Origin of the sequence: Cupriavidus sp. UYPR2.512, from assembly GCF_000379565.1 — a bacterium.
Classification (GTDB): domain Bacteria; phylum Pseudomonadota; class Gammaproteobacteria; order Burkholderiales; family Burkholderiaceae; genus Cupriavidus.
Window position 1 is genome coordinate 59,717 of record NZ_KB902998.1, and the last position, 18,972, is coordinate 78,688.

The window sequence follows — 18,972 nt, forward strand, 5'->3', positions numbered from 1 at the left end:
CGCACGCCGTGCAACGCCTGCTGCTGGGCATCGACTGGCTCAGCACCTTCATTGGCCAGGCCGCCTCGTGGCTGATCATCGGGCTTACGCTGATGATCAGCTACGAGGTGTTCTCGCGCTATGCGCTGGGCACGCCGCACTCCTGGGTGTTCGATGCCAGCAATATGCTGTACGGCACGCTGTTCATGCTGGCCGGCGCCTATACCCTGGCCAAGCGCGGCCATGTGCGCGGCGACATCCTCTACGGCTTCCTGTCGCCGCGGATGCAGGCGTCCATTGACCTGGTGCTCTACCTGGCCTTCTTCTTCCCCGGGGTGATCGCGCTGGCCTGGGCGGGCATCGATTTCTTCGAGGTCTCGCTGGCACAGGACGAACACTCTTCCATCGCCGCAGACGGCCCGCCGATCTATCCGTTCAAGGCCGTGATTCCCGTGGCCGGCGCGCTGCTTTTGCTGCAGGGCGTGGCCGAGACCATCCGCTGCATCTTGTGCCTGGCGAACGGCAGCTGGCCGCCGCGCGCAGGCGATGTCGAGGAAGTCGATGTCGAGCAGCTCAAGGAGATGGTGCAAGGCACCCCTACCGTTGAGCTGGCCGAGTCACCGCCGCCGCGCGACGACCAGCCTGGAGCCGGCCGATGAGGAAGGAGCTGTGGTTCGGCATTTCCCTGATGGTGCTGATTGTCGGCGCCGTGGTCTGGCTCATGCCCGCGCCGGCGGACTGGACCAACGGGCACCTCGGCCTGCTGATGCTGGCGCTGATCGTGGTGGCGATCATGCTGGGCTTCCCCACCGCGTTCACGCTGATGGGCATGGGCGTGCTGTTCTCATGGCTGGCCTACCGCCACGCCGATCCGTCGATCGCGGTGCAGCAGACACTGGACCTGATGGTGCAGCGGGCCTATGCCGTCATGACCAACGACGTGCTGATCTCGATCCCGCTGTTCGTGTTCATGGGCTACCTGGTCGAGCGCTCCAACCTGATCGAGAAGCTCTTCCGCAGCCTGCACCTTGCACTGGCGTGGATTCCCGGCTCGCTCGCGGTCGCCACGCTGGTGACCTGCGCGATCTTCGCGACCGCCACCGGCATCGTCGGCGCCGTGGTCACGCTGATGGGGCTGCTGGCCTTCCCCGCCATGCTGCGCGCGGGCTACAGCACGTCACTGTCGGCCGGCGCGGTCACCGCGGGCGGATGCCTGGGCATCCTGATCCCGCCGTCGGTGCTGCTGATCGTCTACGGCGCCACCGCGGGCGTGTCGGTGGTGCAGCTCTATGCGGGCGCGTTCTTCCCGGGCCTGATGCTGACCGGGCTCTATATCCTCTACATCCTGATCCTGGCCAAGCTCAAGCCTGCGCTCGCGCCGCCGCTGCCGGAAGCCGAGCGGGTGGTGCAGCTGCCGCCGCTGGCCAGCAAGCTGCACGCGGGCGGCGCCACCCATGCCTTGCCTGCGCTGGGCGCCGGCATGGTGCGCGCGCTCAAGGGACCGCGCAATGCCGACCTGCCGAGCGGCGAATTCGTGCGCCAGCTGGCCATCGTCCTGCTGCCGGCGCTCGCCGTGGTGGTGGTGATGGGCACGCTGTACGGCGCGGTCACCGCGCCCGCTGCCGGCGTCGCTGTGGAAGCACCGCTGTCCCTGGGTGGCGCCGAGGAAAGCAGCGCAGCACTCGACGACCTGCAGGCGCCGCCGGTGGAAGAATCCGCTGCGCCCGCCGCACCGGCCGCCCCCGCCGCCCCCGCCGCTGCCACCCCTGCACCCACCACCGCAGCGCAAGCCGGGGCGCAGCCAGCGCCGCCGGCGGCTGCGATATCTGCACCCCGCTGGTTCTGGATCGCGCTGGCGGCGGTGGCGGCGGTGCTGGTGTACTTCTACTGGCGCTTCAGCTTCGCGCGGCTGGAAATCTTCAAGATGCTGCTGGCGTCGTTCTTCCCGCTGGCGCTGCTGATCGTGGCGGTGCTGGGCTCGATCGTGTTCGGGCTGGCCACGCCCACCGAGGCCGCAGCAGTCGGCTCGCTCGGCGGCGCGCTGCTGGCCGCCGCATACCGGCAGCTGAACTTCCGCGTGGTCAAGGAATCAGTGCTGCTGACGGCCAAGACCAGCGCCATGGTGTGCTGGCTGTTTGTGGGCTCGTCGATCTTCTCGGCAGCGTTCGCGCTGCTGGGCGGGCAGGCGCTGGTCGAGCAATGGGTGCTGTCGCTGAACCTGTCGGCGGTGCAGTTCATGATCCTGGCGCAGGTCATCATCTTCCTGCTGGGCTGGCCGCTGGAATGGACCGAGATCATCATCATCTTCATGCCGATCTTTATCCCGTTGCTGGACAACTTCGGCATTGACCCGCTGTTCTTCGGGCTGCTGGTGGCGCTGAACCTGCAGACCGCCTTCCTGTCGCCGCCGGTGGCAATGGCCGCGTTCTACCTGAAGGGCGTGGCGCCGCCGCATGTCACGCTGAACCAGATCTTCCTGGGCATGCTGCCGTTCATGGGCATCCAGCTGATCGCGCTGGTGCTGCTCTACGTCTTCCCCGGCATCGGCCTCTGGCTGCCCACGGTGCTGTACCGCTGAGCGCGCCGGCACCCGTTTGCCCCCGTTGCCTATACTGGTTGGCGATGCCAACTGATACCGCCCTCGCCAGCCTGCCCGTCGACACCGCATTCCGCACCGACATTCCCGGGCGGCTGGACCGCCTGCCTTGGTCGCGCTGGCACTGGCGCGTGGCGATTGCGCTGGGCATTGCCTGGGTGCTCGATGGCCTGGAAGTCACGCTGGTGGGCTCGGTCGGCGCCGTGCTGGAGCGCCCCGATACGCTGGGTCTGACCGCGACGCAGGTGGGCTGGTCGGGGTCGCTGTATATCGCCGGCGCGGTGCTGGGGGCGCTGGTGTTCGGGCGCATGGCCGACCGCCTCGGGCGCAAGCGGCTGTTCCTGGCCACGCTCGCGGTCTACATGGTGGCGACGCTGGCAACTGCGTTCTCACCCGGCTTTGCCTTCTTTGCGGCCTGCCGCTTCTTCACCGGCCTTGGCATCGGCGGCGAATATGCCGCCATCAATTCCGCCATCGACGAACTGATCCCGGCGCGCGTGCGCGGGCGTGTCAACCTGGCCATCAACGGCAGCTTCTGGCTGGGCGCGGCGCTGGGCGCCGGGCTGAGCCTGGTGCTGCTCGATGCGCGCGTGTTCGGCCCCGTCTGGGGCTGGCGGGTCTGCTTCGCGCTGGGTGCGGTGCTGGCCGTGGCAATCGTTCTGGTGCGCAGGCATGTGCCGGAGAGCCCGCGCTGGCTTGCCACCCACGGCCGCCTGGAAGAGGCCGAGCGCGTGATCGCCGCGATCGAGGCCGAGGTGCGCGCCCGCCACGGCCCGCTGCCGCCGGTGGCACCCGATTGCGTCGCGATGGCCATGCGCCGGCGCGCCGCGCCGGGCGTGGGCGAAGTCATGCACCTGCTGTTGCGGCGCTTTCGCCGCCGCAGCGTGATCACGCTGGCGCTGATGGTGGCGCAGGCCTTCTTCTACAACGCGATCTTCTTCACCTATGCGCTGGTGCTGACGCGCTTCTATGCCGTGCCGGAAGCGCGCGTGGCGCTGTATATCTTTCCCTTTGCACTGGGCAACGCCCTGGGGCCGCTGCTGCTTGGCCCGCTGTTCGACCACATCGGGCGCCGGCGCATGATTGCCGCCACCTACGTGCTGTCCGGCATCGGCCTGGCACTGACCGGCTGGGCCTTCGTTGAAGGCTGGCTCGATGCGCGCGCCCAGGCGCTGTGCTGGTCGGCGGTGTTCTTCCTGGCCTCGGCCGCGGCCAGCTCCGCCTACCTGACCGCCAGCGAAGTATTCCCGCTGGAAATGCGCGCGCTGGCGATCTCGGTGTTCTATGCCGTGGGCACTGGCACCGGCGGCTTTATCGCGCCGGTGCTGCTGGGCGCGCTGATTGAAAGCGGCAGCCGCGAAGCCGTGGCGGCAGGCTACGGCTTCGGCGCGGTGCTGGTGATCGTCGCCGGGCTGCTGGCATTGCGCTTCGGCATCGACGCCGAACGCCGGCCGCTGGAGCACATCGCGCCGCCGCTCGCTGCCGACGATTAGCCGCGTGACCGCAGCGCGCGTCAGCTGCCATCGCTGCCAGATTCAACACCCTCGCCAGCGCTATCAAAACCTCATCATTGTGTGCCGCATTCGTCGTGCACGGCATGCCATGTTACTGCCGTATTAAGCAGTGCTACAGCCTCCCCTTACACATTTTTACAGCAAGGGACGGGGCAACTGACTAGCCTATAACTCACACGCGGCGGCCTGAGTGCATGAATCTTTGCGTCAGCGGGCTGCCACTTCTTGGTCATTAACTGGCCATTGTTCAACTCTGCCCGGATGAAGCCGGGCTGATCCACGGGCCGCTTGTCGGCCCGATTGCAAGGTGCGCCGATACGGCCTGGCCACATCGCGCGTGCTGCAGACAACAAACTGAATTGGGGACATGCAAGCCGGGCACCGCGCGACAGCCCTTGCGCGACGCTGCCCGCTTGCCTGGAATTTCGCTCGCCCGGCCTGCACCTGTGCATGCCGGCGGGGACGCTTTTTGACTTTGCTTGCCGGAGAACACCACCATGGGCGACCAGCGCAACAATCCGCCACCCAGACAACACCCGCTGACACCGGCTCCGCTGCGCCTGCCCCATGGCGACGGCCTGGTGCAACGCCCGCAACCCGTTCCCGTGCCGCTGTGGCATATCGTGCCGCGCATGGCGGGCTACGGGGTGGTGCTGTTCATCATCTGGGCCGTGCTGACAATCATGTTTCCAAATGTGTTTACGCGCTCGTCGGAGCGGGCCGTGGTGAACAGCCCGGTCAGCCTGGTGACGTCTCCCGTGGAAGGCATCGTGATGAAGCAGATGGTGGCCGCGGACCAGCCGTTCTCGGCCAACCAGGCGCTGATGATCGTGCAGAACCCGAACATCGACCGTTCGCTGCTGGTCGACCTGACCGGCAAGAAGCTCGACAACCAGCAGCGCTATGACTCCGCCAAGGCCCGGCTGGAAAGCAACCGCCGGCTTATGGCCGCCACCGAGCAGGACCTGCAGCGCTACAACAGCGCTGCGCAACGCGAGCACGGGGCGCGCGTACGCGCGCTGGAGGCGCGCCTGGCATCGGCCAAGGCACAGGAAGACCAGCAGCAGGAAGTGGTCAACCGCAACCAGAGCATGCAGTGGGCCGGGGCGGTCAGCGAGGCCTACACCAATGCCTCGCGCTACCAGCTGTCGATGCTTTCCAATGCCAAGGCGGCGGCCAAGGCCGAGCTGGATAACGCCGTCGGCGTGAGCGAGGCCGCGCGCAACAAGGTCTATGCCTCGTCCACCGACGGCCCCAGCGCCACGCTGGCCCAGCGGCGCCAGGTACTTAGCGCGGAATCGGCACAGCTGACGGCAGAGCTGGAACAACTCGAGGCCTATGGCAAGTCGGTCGACGCGATGATCGCCACGGAACAGGAACGCCTCGACCGGCTCTCCAACCTGGAGACCCGCTCGACCGAACCCGGCACCATCGAAGACCTGATCGCGCAGCCCGGCATGCGCGTGGCCGCCGGCGCCACCCTGGCGCGCGCCAGCAACTGCGCGCAGACGCGCGTGGTGGCGGTGTTCCCGCGCAGCCTCAGCGACAACCTGCTGCCCGGTGCACGGCTGAACGTGCATGTCGACGGCGTGCCCACGGCGTTGCCGGCATCGGTGGCGGAGGTGCTGCCGCGCGCGCCGGACGGCGACCAGGCGCGTTACTTCGTGCCATTCCCGCCGATCGAGAAGAACGAGATCTATGTGATCGCCAAGCTCGACCGCCCGCTGGACAACGTGCCGGGCAAGGCTGCTGCCTCAGGGACAGCAACACGTGCCGCTGCAGGGCCAAGCCAGTCCGGCCATTGCGGCATGGGCCGCTGGGCGCGCGTGACGCTGAACCAGAGCTGGCTGGGCCAGCTGCGGGCATCGCTGATATAACCGCCGACGCAGGCAAAGGAGACCCGGATGCGACTGCCGATCCCGACTGCACGCCTGCCCCGCCTGGTTGCCGGCGCGCTGCTTCCCGCCGTGCTCGCGCTGGCGCCATGCGCGGGGCGCGCTGCCGAGCCAGCCCAGCAGACGCTGCTGGCCGACGGCTGCAAGACGCTGGCCGAGCGCGTCAGCCGTGAAAGCGGCAGCGGCCCCGTCTTCCTCGCCAGCTATGAACCCGCGCCGGGCGGCGAGCCGCTGGCCCCGGCGCTGCGCAACGCCGCCTTCGTCTACGACAATGCGCTGGCCGGCATCGCGCTGGTTGCCTGCAAGCGTCCCGCCGAAGCGCGCCGCATTGCCGACGCCGTGCTGCAGGCGACCCGCCAGGACCGCCACTTCCGCGATGCGCGCCTGCGCAACGCCTACCGGGCCGGCCCGCTGCCGGCCGGCCCGGTGCCGCTGCCAGGCTGGTGGGACGAGCCCAGCAAGCGCTGGTTTGAAGATGCCTACCAGGCCGGCACCGCCACCGGGAACGTGGCCTGGGCCGCGCTGCTGCTGCTGGCGGTGCATGACGCCACGCGCGATGCGCGCTACCTCGATGGCGCCGCCGCGCTGATGGGCTGGGTGCATGCCACCGTGCCCGACACGGGCGCGCCCGCCGGCTATATCGGCGGCTTCTTCGGCCACGAGCCGAAGCAGACCCGCCAGGGCTGGAAATCCACCGAGCATAACGTCGATACCTATGCCGCCTTCAGCTGGCTCGCCAGCCAGCGCAACGATCCGCGCTGGCGCGATGGCGCGGCCCGCTCGCGCGGCTTTGTCGGCGCCATGTGGCAGGCGCGCGAGGGCCGCTTCATCATCGGCACGCGCGACGATGGCCGCGCGCCAAACGCCGGCCCGTCCGCGCTGGATGCGGTGCTGTGGCCGCTGATCGCGATCCCGGACCCGCCGCAGGACTGGCGCCGCAACCTGGCGTGGGTGGAGGCCAGGCACCGCGCCGGCGCAGGCTACGGTTTCAAGGGCGGCCCCGACGGCATCTGGACCGAAGGCACCGGGCAGGCCGCGCTGGTGCTGCAGGCCGCCGGGCAGGCCCAACAGGCGCAGCCACTGTGGCAGCTGCTGCTGTCGCAGCGGGCGCCGTCCGGGATGCTCTACGCCACACCCGAGGCGCGCGTCAGCACCGGGCTGTCGATCGGGCCCACCTCGACCACGGAAGATTTCCACTACTTCCACCTGCCCCACCTGGGCGCCACCGCATGGGCCGTGCTGGCCGCGGCGCGCTGGAACCCCTTCCGTCCGGGCGGATGCCTGGAGACGTCCTGTCCGCCGCCAGCCATTGCGGCCGCGGCACCTGCAACCGCCCCTGCCAACACCACCGCCAAGGAGTGACGATGTTCGCCCTGTTTCTGGAAAACCAGACGCTGCTGGTCATCAACGGCGGCGTGCTGCTGGCGATGGTGCTGCTCTCGATGCTGTGCCGGCATGACCGGCCGGCGGACCGTGTGCTGTTCGGCGGCGTCACCGCCTTGCTGCTGGCGGTGTACCTGACGTGGCGCATCCGCGAAACGCTGCCGGACTGGCAGATGACCTTCACCAGCGTGTGGGCTCATGTGTTCTTTGCCTTCGAATGCATGACGCTGGCCTATACGCTGCTGTCGATCGTGGTGCTGGCGCGCACCAGCAACCACACGCCTGACGCCGATGCGGGCGAGGCCGCGCTGCGCCGCGCGAAGCAGGTGCCGCCGGTGGACATCTTCATCGCCACCTACAACGAAGGCCTGGACATCCTGGAGAAGACCATTGTCTCGGCGCTGGCGATCGACTATCCCGACTTCCGCGTCTGGGTGCTGGACGATACCCGCCGCGACTGGCTGCGCGAGTTCTGCGAGCGCGTCGGCGCGCACTACGTGACGCGCCCGGACAATGCCCACGCCAAGGCCGGCAATCTCAACAATGGCCTGCGCCACAGCGCCGCGGCCGGCGGCGCGCCCTATATCCTGGTGCTGGACGCCGACTTCGCGCCGCATCGCAATATCCTGCTGCGCACTGTGGGCCTGTTCAGCGATGCGCGCGTGGGCGTAGTGCAGACGCCCCAGTTCTATTACAACGCGGATCCGATCCAGTACAACCTGCGCGCCACCGAATGCTGGGTCGATGAGCAACGCGCCTTTTTCGACGTGATGCAGCCGGCCAAGGACGCCTGGGGCGCGGCGTTCTGCATCGGCACCTCGTTCGTGGTGCGGCGCGACCTGATCGACCTGATCGGCGGCTTCCCCACCGGCACGGTGACCGAGGACATCCACCTGACCTACCGGCTGCTGCCGCACGGCTATGTCACGCGCTGGCTCAATGAGCGCCTGAGCGTGGGGCTGTCCGCCGAAGGCCTGCCCGAGTACATCAGCCAGCGCAGCCGCTGGGGGTTGGGCACGATCCAGGTGGCGCTGACCGCGGACGGGCCGCTGCGCGGGCGCGGCTATACCGGGATGCAGCGGCTGCACTACGTGCACGGCCTGTTGCACTGGCTGTCGCGGCCGTTCACGCTGATGCTGCTGGCAGGGCCGTTGCTGTACTGGTACTTCGGCGTCTCCACGCTGTACGGCGAGCCGCTGCAGTTCCTCGCCTACGGCCTGCCGGCGCTGGTGGCGTACTGGGCGTACAGCATCTGGATCACCGGCCAGCGCGCGCTGCCGATCTTCACCGAAGTCACGCAGATCGTGGCGGCTCTGGCCGTCACCGCATCGCTGGTGAGCGCGATGTTCAAGCCGTTCGGGCGGCCGTTCAAGGTAACGAACAAGGGGCTGGACCGCTCCAGGCTGGTGATCCACGGCAAGTTCGTTGCGCTGTACGCGGGGTTGCTGGGCTTCTCCGCGCTGGGACTGGGGCGCGCACTGGTGGTGGACCCCGATGCGCAAGGGCTCGCCTTCAACACGATCTGGACCGGGGTGGCGCTGATGCTGTACCTGGCCTCGCTGCTGGTCTGCGTGGAACTGCCGCGCCCGCGCAAGGAAGAGCGCTTCCCGCACCGCGCGGCAGCGCTGCTGCGCGTGAATGACAAGGAATACCGCGTGACCACCAGGGATCTTTCCTGCAACGGTGTTGCCGTCACCACGCCGCTGGCGCCGGCCTTCGCTGCCGGCACCGAGGGCACGCTATGGCTGGCGCAGACCGGCTGGATCCCGTGCCGCGTGGTGCGCCGCGACGGCCAGTTGCTGGGCATTGCCCTGAACGCCGGCATGGCGGCACGCCACGCGCTGATCCGGCTGCTGTTCACCGATCCCGCACACAACATCGCCCGGCAGGGGCAACCCAAGCTGGCGCTGTCGCGCTTTGTGCGGCGCGCGCTGCTGGGCTGAACCATGCCAGATACCAATCACCTCTCTCCGGAACCATCCATGCGAAGCCTGCCACGCCGCCGTACCTTGTCCCCGCCGCGCCTGCTGCTCCCCGGCGCACTCGTGCTGGCCCTTGCGGCCTGCACGCTCGAGCCGCAGTACCAGCGCCCAGACGCGCCAGTCCCGTCGGCGTGGCCGGAGGGCGCTGCCTACCGCACCCCGCAGGCCAGTGCGGCACAGCCGGGCCAGCCGGCCCAACCCGCCGGCCCTTCGGCCGCGGACCTGGGATGGCGCGATGTTTTTGTCGACCCGCAACTGCGGCAGCTGATCGAACTGGCGCTGGCCAACAACCGCGACCTGCGCATGGCCACGCTTGCCATCGACGAAGCGCGCGCGCTGTACCAGATCGAGCGCGCGGCGCAATTCCCCACGGTGGACGGCAATGCCGGCATGGTCTCGCAGCGGCTGCCGCAACGGCTGCGCGCGGCGGGCCAGTCGCCACAGATCACTACCTACAACGCGGGCATCGGCTTCACCGCGTTCGAGCTTGATTTCTTCGGCCGGGTGCGCAGCCTCAAGCATGCCGCGCTCGAGGAATACATGGCCACGGAAGAAGCGCGCCGCAGCGCCCAAATCAGCCTGGTGTCCGAGGTGGCCAACGCCTACCTGACGCTGCTGGCCGACCGCGCGCTGCTGAAACTGTCGCAGGACACGCTGAAGACGCAGCAGGACGCGGCGGAGATGGTGCGGCGCGGGCGCCAGGTCGGTGCGATGGCGCAGCTGGACCAGCATCGCGCGCAAACCCAGGTGCAGACCTCGCAGGTGGGCGTTGAGCAATACACGCGGCAGGTGGCGCAGGATGAGAACGCGTTGTCCTTGCTGATCGGCGGCCCGTTGCCGAAATCCGTGACCGATGCCGGCGCGGCAACTGCCAACGCCAATGCGGCCGCGCAGGATCCGCTGGACGCGCGCACCCTGGTGAGCGAGTTCCCGGAAGGGCTGCCGTCCAGCGTGCTGGTGCGCCGCCCCGACATCCTCAACGCCGAGCACCGCCTCAAGGCGGCCAACGCCAATATCGGCGCGGCGCGCGCGGCGTTCTTCCCGCGCATCTCGCTGACCGGCGCGCTGGGTGTGGCCAGCAGCAGCCTGGCTGGGCTGTTCTCCGGCGGCATGGCGTGGGTGTTCGCGCCGCAGCTGACCGTGCCGATCTTCGACGCGGGGCGCAATCGCGCCGGGCTGGATGCGGCCAACGTGCGCAAGGACATCAACGTCGCCAACTACGAGAAGACAATCCAGACCGCGTTCCGCGAGGTCGCCGACAGCATGGCGGCACGCGCCACCTATGAGCGCCAGGTGCAGGCACAGGAAGCCCTGGTGCGCGAAGGCAGCGAGACCCGGCGGCTGTCGGAAATGCGCTTCAAGAACGGCGTGGACGACTACTTCGGCGTGTTCGACGCGCAGCGCCAGCTCTATACCGCGCAGCAGGCGCTGGTCACGTACAAGCTGGCCGGCCTGACCAGCCGCGTATCGCTGTACAAGTCGCTGGGCGGCGGCTGGCGCGAGGTGACCGAGGCTGCCCCGGCGGCCAATGGCGGCGCACGCCAGGCACCCGCCGCGCGGCCACAAGCCGCGGCACAACCCCAGGCGGCGGCACGGCCTCAAGCCGTGGCGCAACCTCAGGCGGCCGTGGCGCAACCTCAGGCCGTGGCGCAGCCTCAAGCCGTCGCGCGGCCCCAAGCGGTGGCGCAGCCTCAAGCCGCCGCACAGCCTCAAGCCGTGGCACCGGCTCAGGCAGCAGCCCAGCCCCAGGCCGCAGCGCAACCGCAGGCTCCGGCGCAATCCGCGGCGGCAGCACAGCCGGCACCCGTCGCGGCTACGCAGCGCTGAGCCGGGGCGTGCAGGACCCAAGCGCTGGTCAGAAGTACTTCAGCCAGCGCCAGTCCCGCCGCCTAACCTTCAGCGCCGCGAACCAGCGCACCGCCGGCCACAGCGCCAGGGCCAGCACGGCCGCCCCCAGCCACAGCTGCCAGACGTGGTCGAGGCCGAACACCTTGCCCTGGTTCAGGCCCCAGCGGTGCACGCAGGCCCGGTACAGTCCCTGCAGCACGTGGAGGTGCAGCAGGTAGAAGAACATCGGCACGGCGCCGAACAGGGCCAGGCGCCGCGCGATCCAGCTGCCCTGCGCTCGCTCCAGCCACGCCAGCAGCAACCAGCCCACGCCCAGTGTCAGCAGCAGGAACAGCAGCGACGGCGGGTATTTGGTGACGTTGAGGAAGCTCATCGCGGTATGCAAGGCATCGCTGCCCGCCAGCCATTTCTGCTCCTGCCCGTAGCCGTTCAGCGCGCGCAGCACCGCAAAGCCTGCCAGCGCCGCCAGCCCGCATCCAGCCAGCCGCCGCTGCCGTACCGCGGCAGGCACCGTGGCGGCAAACCACGGCCCCGCCGCATAGCCCAGCGCGATCACGCCGATCCACGGCAACACCGGGTATGAGGTGCGCACCCTGAAACCGTCAGCCACCTCGATCCAGGTGCGGTCGTGCAGGATGGCCCAGGGCACGTGCCAGGCGCTGTCCACCGGGAAATGCAGCGGGCTCAGCAGGTTGTGGCCGGCAACCAGCGCAATGCCCGCGGCAATCAGCACCGCCCGCGGCAGCCACACCAGTGCCGCCAGCGCCATCATGCTCAGGCCGATGGCCCAGATCACCTGCAGGTAGATCACCTGCGGCGGCAAGGTCCCGGTCCAGGCAAAGCCGACCAGCGTCACCTCCAGCAGCACCAGGAACACGCCGCGCCTGAGCAGGAAGCCGCTGACGGCGCGCCGGTCGTGGCCGGCAGCACCGTAGAGCCACGCCGATACGCCGGCCAGCCAGATGAAAACCGGTGCGCACAGATGCGCGGCGAGCCGGCTGAAGAAAAGTGCCGGAGAGGTCGTGGCGACATCCATGGGATCGGCCACCTGGGCGTGCAGGAAGAACATGTCCCGCACGTGGTCCAGCAGCATGATCAGGATCACCAGTCCGCGCAGAGCGTCGATGGACAGCAGCCGGCCGCCGGCCGGCCGCGCGACCGCGGCAGAAGGGAAGACTGTCGGAGAAGACAGGGGCGCGGCAGTGCGCACCTTGGCTGGCAGCATCGTCAATAGCTCAGTTGCACGCCCAGCCGCACGCTGCGGCCCGCGCCCGGCGCAATCCACAGGCTGCTGTACGAACTGGCGTAATAGGTCTTGTCGAACAGGTTGCCCACGTTGAGCGACACGCGCACGTTGCGGCTGTATTGCCAGTAGCCATGCAGGTCCACCAGCACATAGGCCGGCAGCGAGAAGCTGTCCTGCACATCGCCCGGACGCCGCCCCACGTAGCGCAGGCCGGCCCCGACGCCATAGCGCTGGCCCACCGGCGCGGCATCCTCATACACCGCCAGCACACTGCCACTGGTGCGCGGCACATCGGACAGCGGCGTGCCGGCGGCAAGTCGCGTGTCCTGCGTGATCTCGGCGTCGGTCAGCGCAAAGCTGCCCGATACCCGCCAGTGCGTGCCAAGGTGCCCGGCCACGTCCAGCTCCAGGCCGCGGCTGCGCGCTTCGCCGGCGGCGATATAGAAGGATGGATCGGACGGGTCGGTGGCCAGCACATTGCGCTTGCGGATCTCAAAGATGGCCAGCGTGGCGCCGGTGCGGCGGTCCTCGCTGTCGAACTTGATGCCGGCCTCCACCGCGCGGCCGCGCTCGGGGTCGAACGGCTGCCCCGCGGCGTCGGCGCCGCCATTGGGACGGAATGACTGGCTGGCATTGGCAAACAGCGACACGTTCTGGCTGGCCAGGTAGCTCACGCCCACGCGCGGCGACACCGCATTCTGGTGCTGCGTGGTGCGCGTGCCGCGCAGGTGGTTGTCCAGCGACTGGTCGAAGGCGTCGAAGCGCACGCCGGCCAGCACGCGCCAGCGCTCGCCCAGGCTCAGCCGGTCCTGCGCGTAGGCGCCGATATTGCGCTGGCGCTCGTATGTGTCCATGTTCCACGGCATCGGCGGCGCCGGCTGGCCATAGGCCGGGTCGTAGATGTCGATCGCGTACGGCGCCGCGGCGCTGGGGTTCTTGCGCAGGATCGCCATGGTATTGCCGAAGCGGTAGGCATCCACCCCCATCAGCAGTTCATGCCCGACCGGGCCGGTGCTGAAGTTGCCGGTCACGCTGGCCTGCAGCGAGACATCGTCCGACTGGAAGTCGCGGTAGCGGCGCTGGCGCCAGAGCGTGCGGCCGTCGGCGGCCAGTGAAGTCGCCTCGCTGCTGTGCCCCGTCAGCGCGCCGCCGCGATACGACAGGCCGAGCCTGCCCTTCCAGTTCTGATTGAACTGATGTTCGACGCTGAACTGGTGCGACTGGCTGTCCAGCCGCATGTCGCCGTCGCCGGGCTCGCCCAGGAAGCGCGAGCGCGGGATGCGGCCCAACTGGCCGTTGACGGCCACCACGCCGCGGTCCATCGGCGTGGTGTAGCGCTGGAATTCGGCCGCGTACTGCAGCACGGTGTCGTTGCCCAGCGTCCAGGTGAACGACGGCGCCACCAGGTAGCGCTGGCTGTTGATGTAGTCGCGCGTGCTGCCCTGGTGGTCGGCCACGGCGATCAGCCGGCCGGCCACGTTCTCGCCGAGCGGGCCGGTGACATCGGCCGTGGCACGATAGCCGTCGCGCGTGCCAAGCTCGAGGCCATAGCGCTGCGCGGGCCGGAACTGCGGCTGGCGCGTGACCACGTTGAAGGTGCCGCCCGGCTCGCTGGTGCCGTACAGCGATGACGTCGGGCCCTTGAGCACTTCCACGCGTTCGATCGTGGCCGCATCCATCGGCGCGGTATAGCCGCGGTTGCCGGCAAAGCCGTTGACCAGGTAGCCCGCGCCGGTGTTCTCATGGCCGGTGAAGCCGCGCATGGCAAAGTTGTCCCACAGGCCGCCGAAATTGTTCTGGCGCGCAATGCCGCTGACATAGTCGAAGGTCTGGTCGAAACGGGTCGCGGCGATATCGTCCAGCATGGCGCGCGGCACCACGCGCACCGACTGTGGAATTTCGCGCAGCGGCGTGTCGGTGCGGGTCGCGCCGGAGGCGTCGGGCGGGTTGTATGATGCGGAGGCCGTGCCGACCACCGACACCGCCGGCAGCGTAATATCGGAGGCCTCGGCGGTATCCGCCGCCTCGGCCAGGCCGGACATCGCCAGCATCAGGGCGGCCACCGGCCGCAATGAACGCGCCTGGACCGGGCGCGGGTCTGGCACAACAGGCAGGAACGAAAACGGCGCGCGGCGCCGGGCACGGCTGAGCTGCGCAAGCAGCATACGGAACACCCCAATAAAAACGAGTCGCGGCGGCGGCCATCCGACTGGCAAACCGCAGCGACTCACTAATGATAATAATTTCTCATTAAGATTTTAGGCATGGAACGCATGACCCGTCAACGCGGCGCCGTCATCGACGCGCTGCGTGAAGCCGGCCGGCCCCTGAGCCCGGCCGAGATCCTGGCCGCGGCCCAGCACCAGGTGCCCTCACTGGGACTGGCCACGGTCTATCGCAACATCCGCGCCCTGGTAGAAGGCGAGCAGGTGCATGCCGTCGAACTGCCGGGCCAGCCGGACCGCTATGAATTGTCGGAAGTGCCGGGTGCCGCGACCCACCGGCACTATTTCCAGTGCCTGTCGTGCGACCGCGTCTTCCCGCTGGAAGGGTGCCCCGGGCATCTGGAAGAGATCACGCCACCGGGTTTCGAAGTGGAGCACCACGAGCTGACGCTACTGGGGCGTTGCCCGGACTGCGCCAGCAAACCCGGCAAGCGGCGCAAGGCGGCGGTACGGGACCACTGAACAGCGGGCGTACTTGGGGCACGGCCAACTGTACTGAGCCACTGATCCGCACCTGTATATGGCGCCCGCGCCGTGCTTGCCGCATGATGCGGCAGCATTGCACAGGCCACGCCAAAAAACAGGATCCCCAAATTGCCGCAAACCGCCGCCCACCGTCGCTCGACCCTGATCGCCGTGCTGGCCCTGACCGGCTCGATGGCCTCGCTGTGCATCGGCACCTCTTTTGCCAAGAGCCTGTTCTCGGCGCTCGGGGCGCAGGGCACCACGGCGCTGCGGGTGAGCTTCTCCGCGCTGATCCTGCTGTGCGTCTGGCGCCCGTGGCGCATCCCGCTGACGCGAACCAACGCGCGCGCGATCGCGCTGTACGGCGCGGCGCTGGGCGCGACCAACCTGCTGTTCTACATGTCGCTGCGCACCATCCCGCTGGGGCTGGCGATCGCGATCGAGTTCACCGGGCCGCTGGCGGTCGCGGTGCTGTCGTCGCGGCGCGCGATCGATTTCCTGTGGATAGCCTTTGCCGTGGCCGGGCTGCTGCTGTTGCTGCCGGTGGGCGATGCCGCCGGCACGCTCGATCCGGTCGGCATCGGCTATGCGCTGGCCGCGGGCGTGGGCTGGGCGCTGTATATCGTGTTCGGGCAGATGGCGGGCAACGCCCACGGCGGGCAGGCCACCTCGCTGGGGCTGACCATGGCGGCGCTGGTGGTGCTGCCGTTCGGGCTGGCGCATGCTGGCACCGCGATGTTCAGCCCGACGCTGCTGCTGTTCGGACTGGCGGTGGGCATCCTGTCGAGCGCGATTCCCTATTCGCTGGAGATGGTGGCGCTCAAGCGCCTGCACCGGCGCACCTTCGGCATCCTGCTGAGCATGGAGCCGGCGATGGGCGCGCTGGCCGGGCTGGCGTTCCTGCACGAACAGCTGAGCGCGCTGCAATGGCTGGCGATCGCCAGCATCATCACGGCCTCGGTCGGTTGCACCATGACCTCGCGCGGCAAGCGCGACGCCAGTTGACGGTTGGGATCAGGGCGCGCTGAACCAGTCCGCCGGCAGCCGCAGTTCGCTGCGCGCCGGCTGGCCAAGCGCCAGCGTGACTTCATGCAGGTAGCTGTCCTGCGGATTGCGGCGGCTGGCGAAGCCGAAACCGCGCAGGATGGCCAGCATGCGGCGGTTCTCGCTGAGCACGTCGCCGCGCAGGGAGCGCAGGCCGGCCGCGCGCGCCAGTTCGCACAGCCTGGCGATCAGCCGCCGCCCCAGTCCCTGCCCTTGCCAGCCGTCGGCAACCACCACGGCAAATTCCCCGACCTGCCCGGACACCACGTATTCCGCGCTGGCGACAATGGCTGATACACCCTCTTCGTCGGGCGCCTCCACCACCAGCGCCACGCCGCCCGGCCCGGGCGCGGCCAGGCCCTCGACAGTCTCGTCCACCACGCGCCCGCCGCTCAGGAAGCGGAAGTAGCGGCTTTCACGCGAGAGGCCGTCCACCAGCGCGCGCAGCGCCCCGCCATCCTGTGGCCGCGTATGGCGCAGCGTGACCTGCAGGCCCCGTCCCACCGTCCAGCTTTCCTCCTTGCCCGTGCGGGCCTCGCTCTGATCATCCATCCCGGCACCATCTGGATTCAAAATTCGTAGTCAGAGTATAGGAGATAACCTGACTTTTGCAAATGAAGTCAGCATGCTATGCTTGGAGCCATCATGACCCTCAATGCGTCCGACCTCCGCCACTGCTCGATTGCCGCCACGCTGTCGCTGATTGGCGAAAAGTGGACGATCCTGATCCTGCGCGACGTCTTCCACGGCGTGACGCGCTTCGATGACTTCCTGCGCCGGCTGGAATGCTCGCCCGCGGTGCTGTCCGCGCGCCTCAAGACGCTGACCGACGCCGGCCTGCTGCGCAAGGTCGGCTACCGCGAGCCCGGTGAGCGCGAGCGCTTCGAATACCGCCCCACCCGCGCCGCCGTGGAGCTTCTGCCGGTGCTGGTCGGCCTGATGCAATGGGGCGACTGCCACATGGCGCCCACTGGCGAAGGCCCGGTGCAGATCCGCTCGCGCGCCAGTGGCAAGCTGGTGCGCGCGGCACTGGTCGACGAGGACGGCGCGGAAGTATCGCCGCGCGATATGCGGATCGTCCCCGTCAACGCCCAGTCCCCGGCTTCGGACCAGTAGCACCGACCGCGGTGCTGCATCGCACCAGCACAGCCCACCGCACTGCACCATGAGTGTGCCGCCAGCCCCGGCGGCCGCCCCACCACAGCGCATCCCGGCATCACTCCGCCACACCTCAGCGCAACAAACCCCACTCACCGTCACATAGCGGCCTGGCACACCCCTTGCGTAACAGGGTACGGGCCCGTCAACGACGACCGGCCCACCCCACATACGCAGCCCCTATCCCATGTAGTGGCTGTCAGGACAACGGCGTCCCCTGAACTGGCCTGAACGGCCTGGTTTGCGGGACGCCATTTGTTTTTGGAGCCAAGGACGATGACCGCCAAAGCCACCCGCATCGAGCTGCTGAGCTTTAAGACCCCGCAGATGCGCGCCTTCCACCTGACCTGGATGGCGTTCTTCGTCTGCTTCTTTGCGTGGTTTGCCTGCGCGCCGCTGATGCCGGTGCTCAAGGGCGAGTTCGGCCTGACCCCGGGCCAGATCGCCAACATCAATATCGCAGCGGTGGCGGTGACCATCCTGGTGCGCCTGGTGATCGGCCCGATGTGCGACCGCTTCGGCCCGCGCAAGACCTATACCGGCCTGCTGGCGCTGGGCGCGCTGCCGGTGCTGGGCGTGGCGCTGGCACAGAACTACGAGACCTTCCTGACCTTCCGCCTGCTGATCGGCGCAGTCGGCGCGAGCTTTGTGATCACGCAGTACCACACCTCCGTGATGTTCGCGCCCAACGTGGTCGGCACCGCCAACGCAGCCGCGGCCGGCTGGGGCAACGCCGGCGGCGGCGCCGCGCAGGCCATCATGCCGCTGCTGCTGGCCGCCGTGCTGATGCTCGGCGCCGACCACGCGCTCGGCTGGCGCTTCGCCCTGCTGGTGCCGGGCGTGCTGATGCTGATCATGGCCGTCGTCTACTGGCGCTTCACCCAGGACTGCCCGGAAGGCAACTATTCGGACCTGCGCGCCCGCGGCATTGCCATCACCGGCAAGGACGGTGGCAAGGGCGGCGGCTGGGCCAGCTTCCGCGCCGCCAGCGCCAACTATCGCGTGTGGTTGCTGTTCATCACCTACGGCGCCTGCTTTGGCGTGGAGATCTTCATCCACAACATCGCCGCCTCGTATTACGTCGACCGCTTCGGCCTGAGCCTGAAGGCCGCCGGCATGGCCGCCGCGAGCTTCGGCCTGCTGGCGCTGTTTGCCCGCGCCCTGGGTGGCTGGCTGTCGGACAAGGCGGCGCGCCGCCGCGGCCTGGATGCACGCGCCACGCTGCTGTTCGTGCTGATCCTGGGCGAAGGCCTGGGCCTGCTGTGGTTCGCGCAGGCCGGCAGCGTGACGCTGGCCGTGGCCGCGATGCTGCTGTTCGGCCTGTTCACCCACATGGCCTGCGGCGCGACCTACGCCCTGGTGCCCTTTATCGACCGCAAGGCGCTGGGCGGCGTGGCCGGGATCATCGGCGCGGGCGGCAACGTTGGCGCCGTCGCCGCGGGCTTCCTGCTCAAGGGCCTGGGCGACCTGCAGCACACGCTGACGGTGCTGGGCGTGCTTGCCACCATCGCCGCACTGTGCGCCATCGCCATCCGCTTCAGCGCCGAGCACAAGGCCCAGGAGCAGGCGCTGTACGACAGCGCGCTGGCCAACTGATTTTGAAGCATCGCCCCACAGCACAACAAGCAGCAAAGACT

At 68.7% G+C, this 18,972-nt stretch carries 14 protein-coding genes; 11 read left to right on the plus strand and 3 right to left on the minus strand.

Annotated elements, in window-relative coordinates:
• Positions 1-8 precede the first annotated feature (8 nt).
• From A3A5_RS0117105 to A3A5_RS38765, 7 genes are all read left to right on the plus strand, one after another.
• On the plus strand, positions 9-638 hold the full coding sequence (locus A3A5_RS0117105; protein ID WP_018311767.1) for a TRAP transporter small permease subunit: 630 nt from the start codon (positions 9-11) through the stop codon (positions 636-638).
• On the plus strand, positions 635-2,557 hold the full coding sequence (locus A3A5_RS0117110) for a TRAP transporter large permease subunit (RefSeq protein WP_018311768.1): 1,923 nt from the start codon (positions 635-637) through the stop codon (positions 2,555-2,557). Before A3A5_RS0117105 ends, A3A5_RS0117110 begins: the two co-directional genes overlap by 4 nt.
• A 44-nt stretch (positions 2,558-2,601) precedes the next feature.
• Entirely contained in the window at positions 2,602-4,068 is a 1,467-nt protein-coding gene (locus A3A5_RS0117115) for an MFS transporter (protein ID WP_018311769.1), read from the plus strand.
• 518 nt (positions 4,069-4,586) lie between these two features.
• A complete protein-coding gene (locus tag A3A5_RS38760) occupies positions 4,587-5,966 on the plus strand; it encodes an HlyD family secretion protein (protein WP_018311770.1) in 1,380 nt (459 codons plus the stop codon).
• A gap of 27 nt (positions 5,967-5,993) precedes the next feature.
• Positions 5,994-7,346: a hypothetical protein gene (locus A3A5_RS0117125; RefSeq protein ID WP_018311771.1), complete on the plus strand. Its 1,353-nt coding sequence runs from the start codon at positions 5,994-5,996 to the stop codon at positions 7,344-7,346.
• A 2-nt stretch (positions 7,347-7,348) separates the two neighbouring features.
• Entirely contained in the window at positions 7,349-9,310 is a 1,962-nt protein-coding gene (locus A3A5_RS0117130) for a glycosyltransferase (RefSeq protein ID WP_018311772.1), read from the plus strand.
• Between the two features lie 39 nt (positions 9,311-9,349).
• Positions 9,350-11,176: an efflux transporter outer membrane subunit gene (locus A3A5_RS38765; protein ID WP_018311773.1), complete on the plus strand. Its 1,827-nt coding sequence runs from the start codon at positions 9,350-9,352 to the stop codon at positions 11,174-11,176.
• A 28-nt stretch (positions 11,177-11,204) separates the two neighbouring features.
• Here the strand turns inward: A3A5_RS38765 and A3A5_RS0117140 are convergent, their stop codons facing one another.
• Together A3A5_RS0117140 and A3A5_RS0117145 are read right to left on the minus strand one after the other, a co-directional pair.
• Positions 11,205-12,422, minus strand: coding sequence for a DUF1624 domain-containing protein (locus A3A5_RS0117140; protein WP_018311774.1), 1,218 nt, complete (start codon positions 12,420-12,422; stop codon positions 11,205-11,207).
• A 2-nt stretch (positions 12,423-12,424) separates the two neighbouring features.
• Positions 12,425-14,608 (minus strand): TonB-dependent siderophore receptor, encoded by a 2,184-nt coding sequence (locus tag A3A5_RS0117145; RefSeq protein WP_018311775.1) that lies wholly within the window; start codon positions 14,606-14,608, stop codon positions 12,425-12,427.
• 99 nt (positions 14,609-14,707) lie between these two features.
• Between A3A5_RS0117145 and A3A5_RS0117150 the strand changes: the two genes are divergently transcribed.
• Both A3A5_RS0117150 and A3A5_RS0117155 read left to right on the plus strand, forming a co-directional pair.
• A complete protein-coding gene (locus A3A5_RS0117150) occupies positions 14,708-15,130 on the plus strand; it encodes a Fur family transcriptional regulator (protein ID WP_018311776.1) in 423 nt (140 codons plus the stop codon).
• Between the two features lie 132 nt (positions 15,131-15,262).
• Positions 15,263-16,138 carry a DMT family transporter gene (locus A3A5_RS0117155; protein WP_018311777.1) on the plus strand — a complete coding sequence of 292 codons (876 nt, stop codon included), beginning with the start codon at positions 15,263-15,265 and terminating at the stop codon, positions 16,136-16,138.
• Positions 16,139-16,147: 9 nt separating this feature from the next.
• Here the strand turns inward: A3A5_RS0117155 and A3A5_RS0117160 are convergent, their stop codons facing one another.
• Positions 16,148-16,729, minus strand: coding sequence for a GNAT family N-acetyltransferase (locus A3A5_RS0117160; RefSeq protein ID WP_018311778.1), 582 nt, complete (start codon positions 16,727-16,729; stop codon positions 16,148-16,150).
• Positions 16,730-16,807: 78 nt separating this feature from the next.
• Here A3A5_RS0117160 and A3A5_RS0117165 point away from each other — a divergent pair, with 78 nt between their 5' ends.
• Complete coding sequence (locus A3A5_RS0117165; RefSeq protein WP_018311779.1) at positions 16,808-17,293, plus strand: helix-turn-helix domain-containing protein; 486 nt, start codon at positions 16,808-16,810, stop codon at positions 17,291-17,293.
• Positions 17,294-17,611: 318 nt separating this feature from the next.
• Positions 17,612-18,931, plus strand: a complete 1,320-nt coding sequence (locus tag A3A5_RS0117170) for an MFS transporter (protein WP_018311780.1) — start codon at positions 17,612-17,614, stop codon at positions 18,929-18,931.
• Positions 18,932-18,972 lie beyond the last annotated feature (41 nt).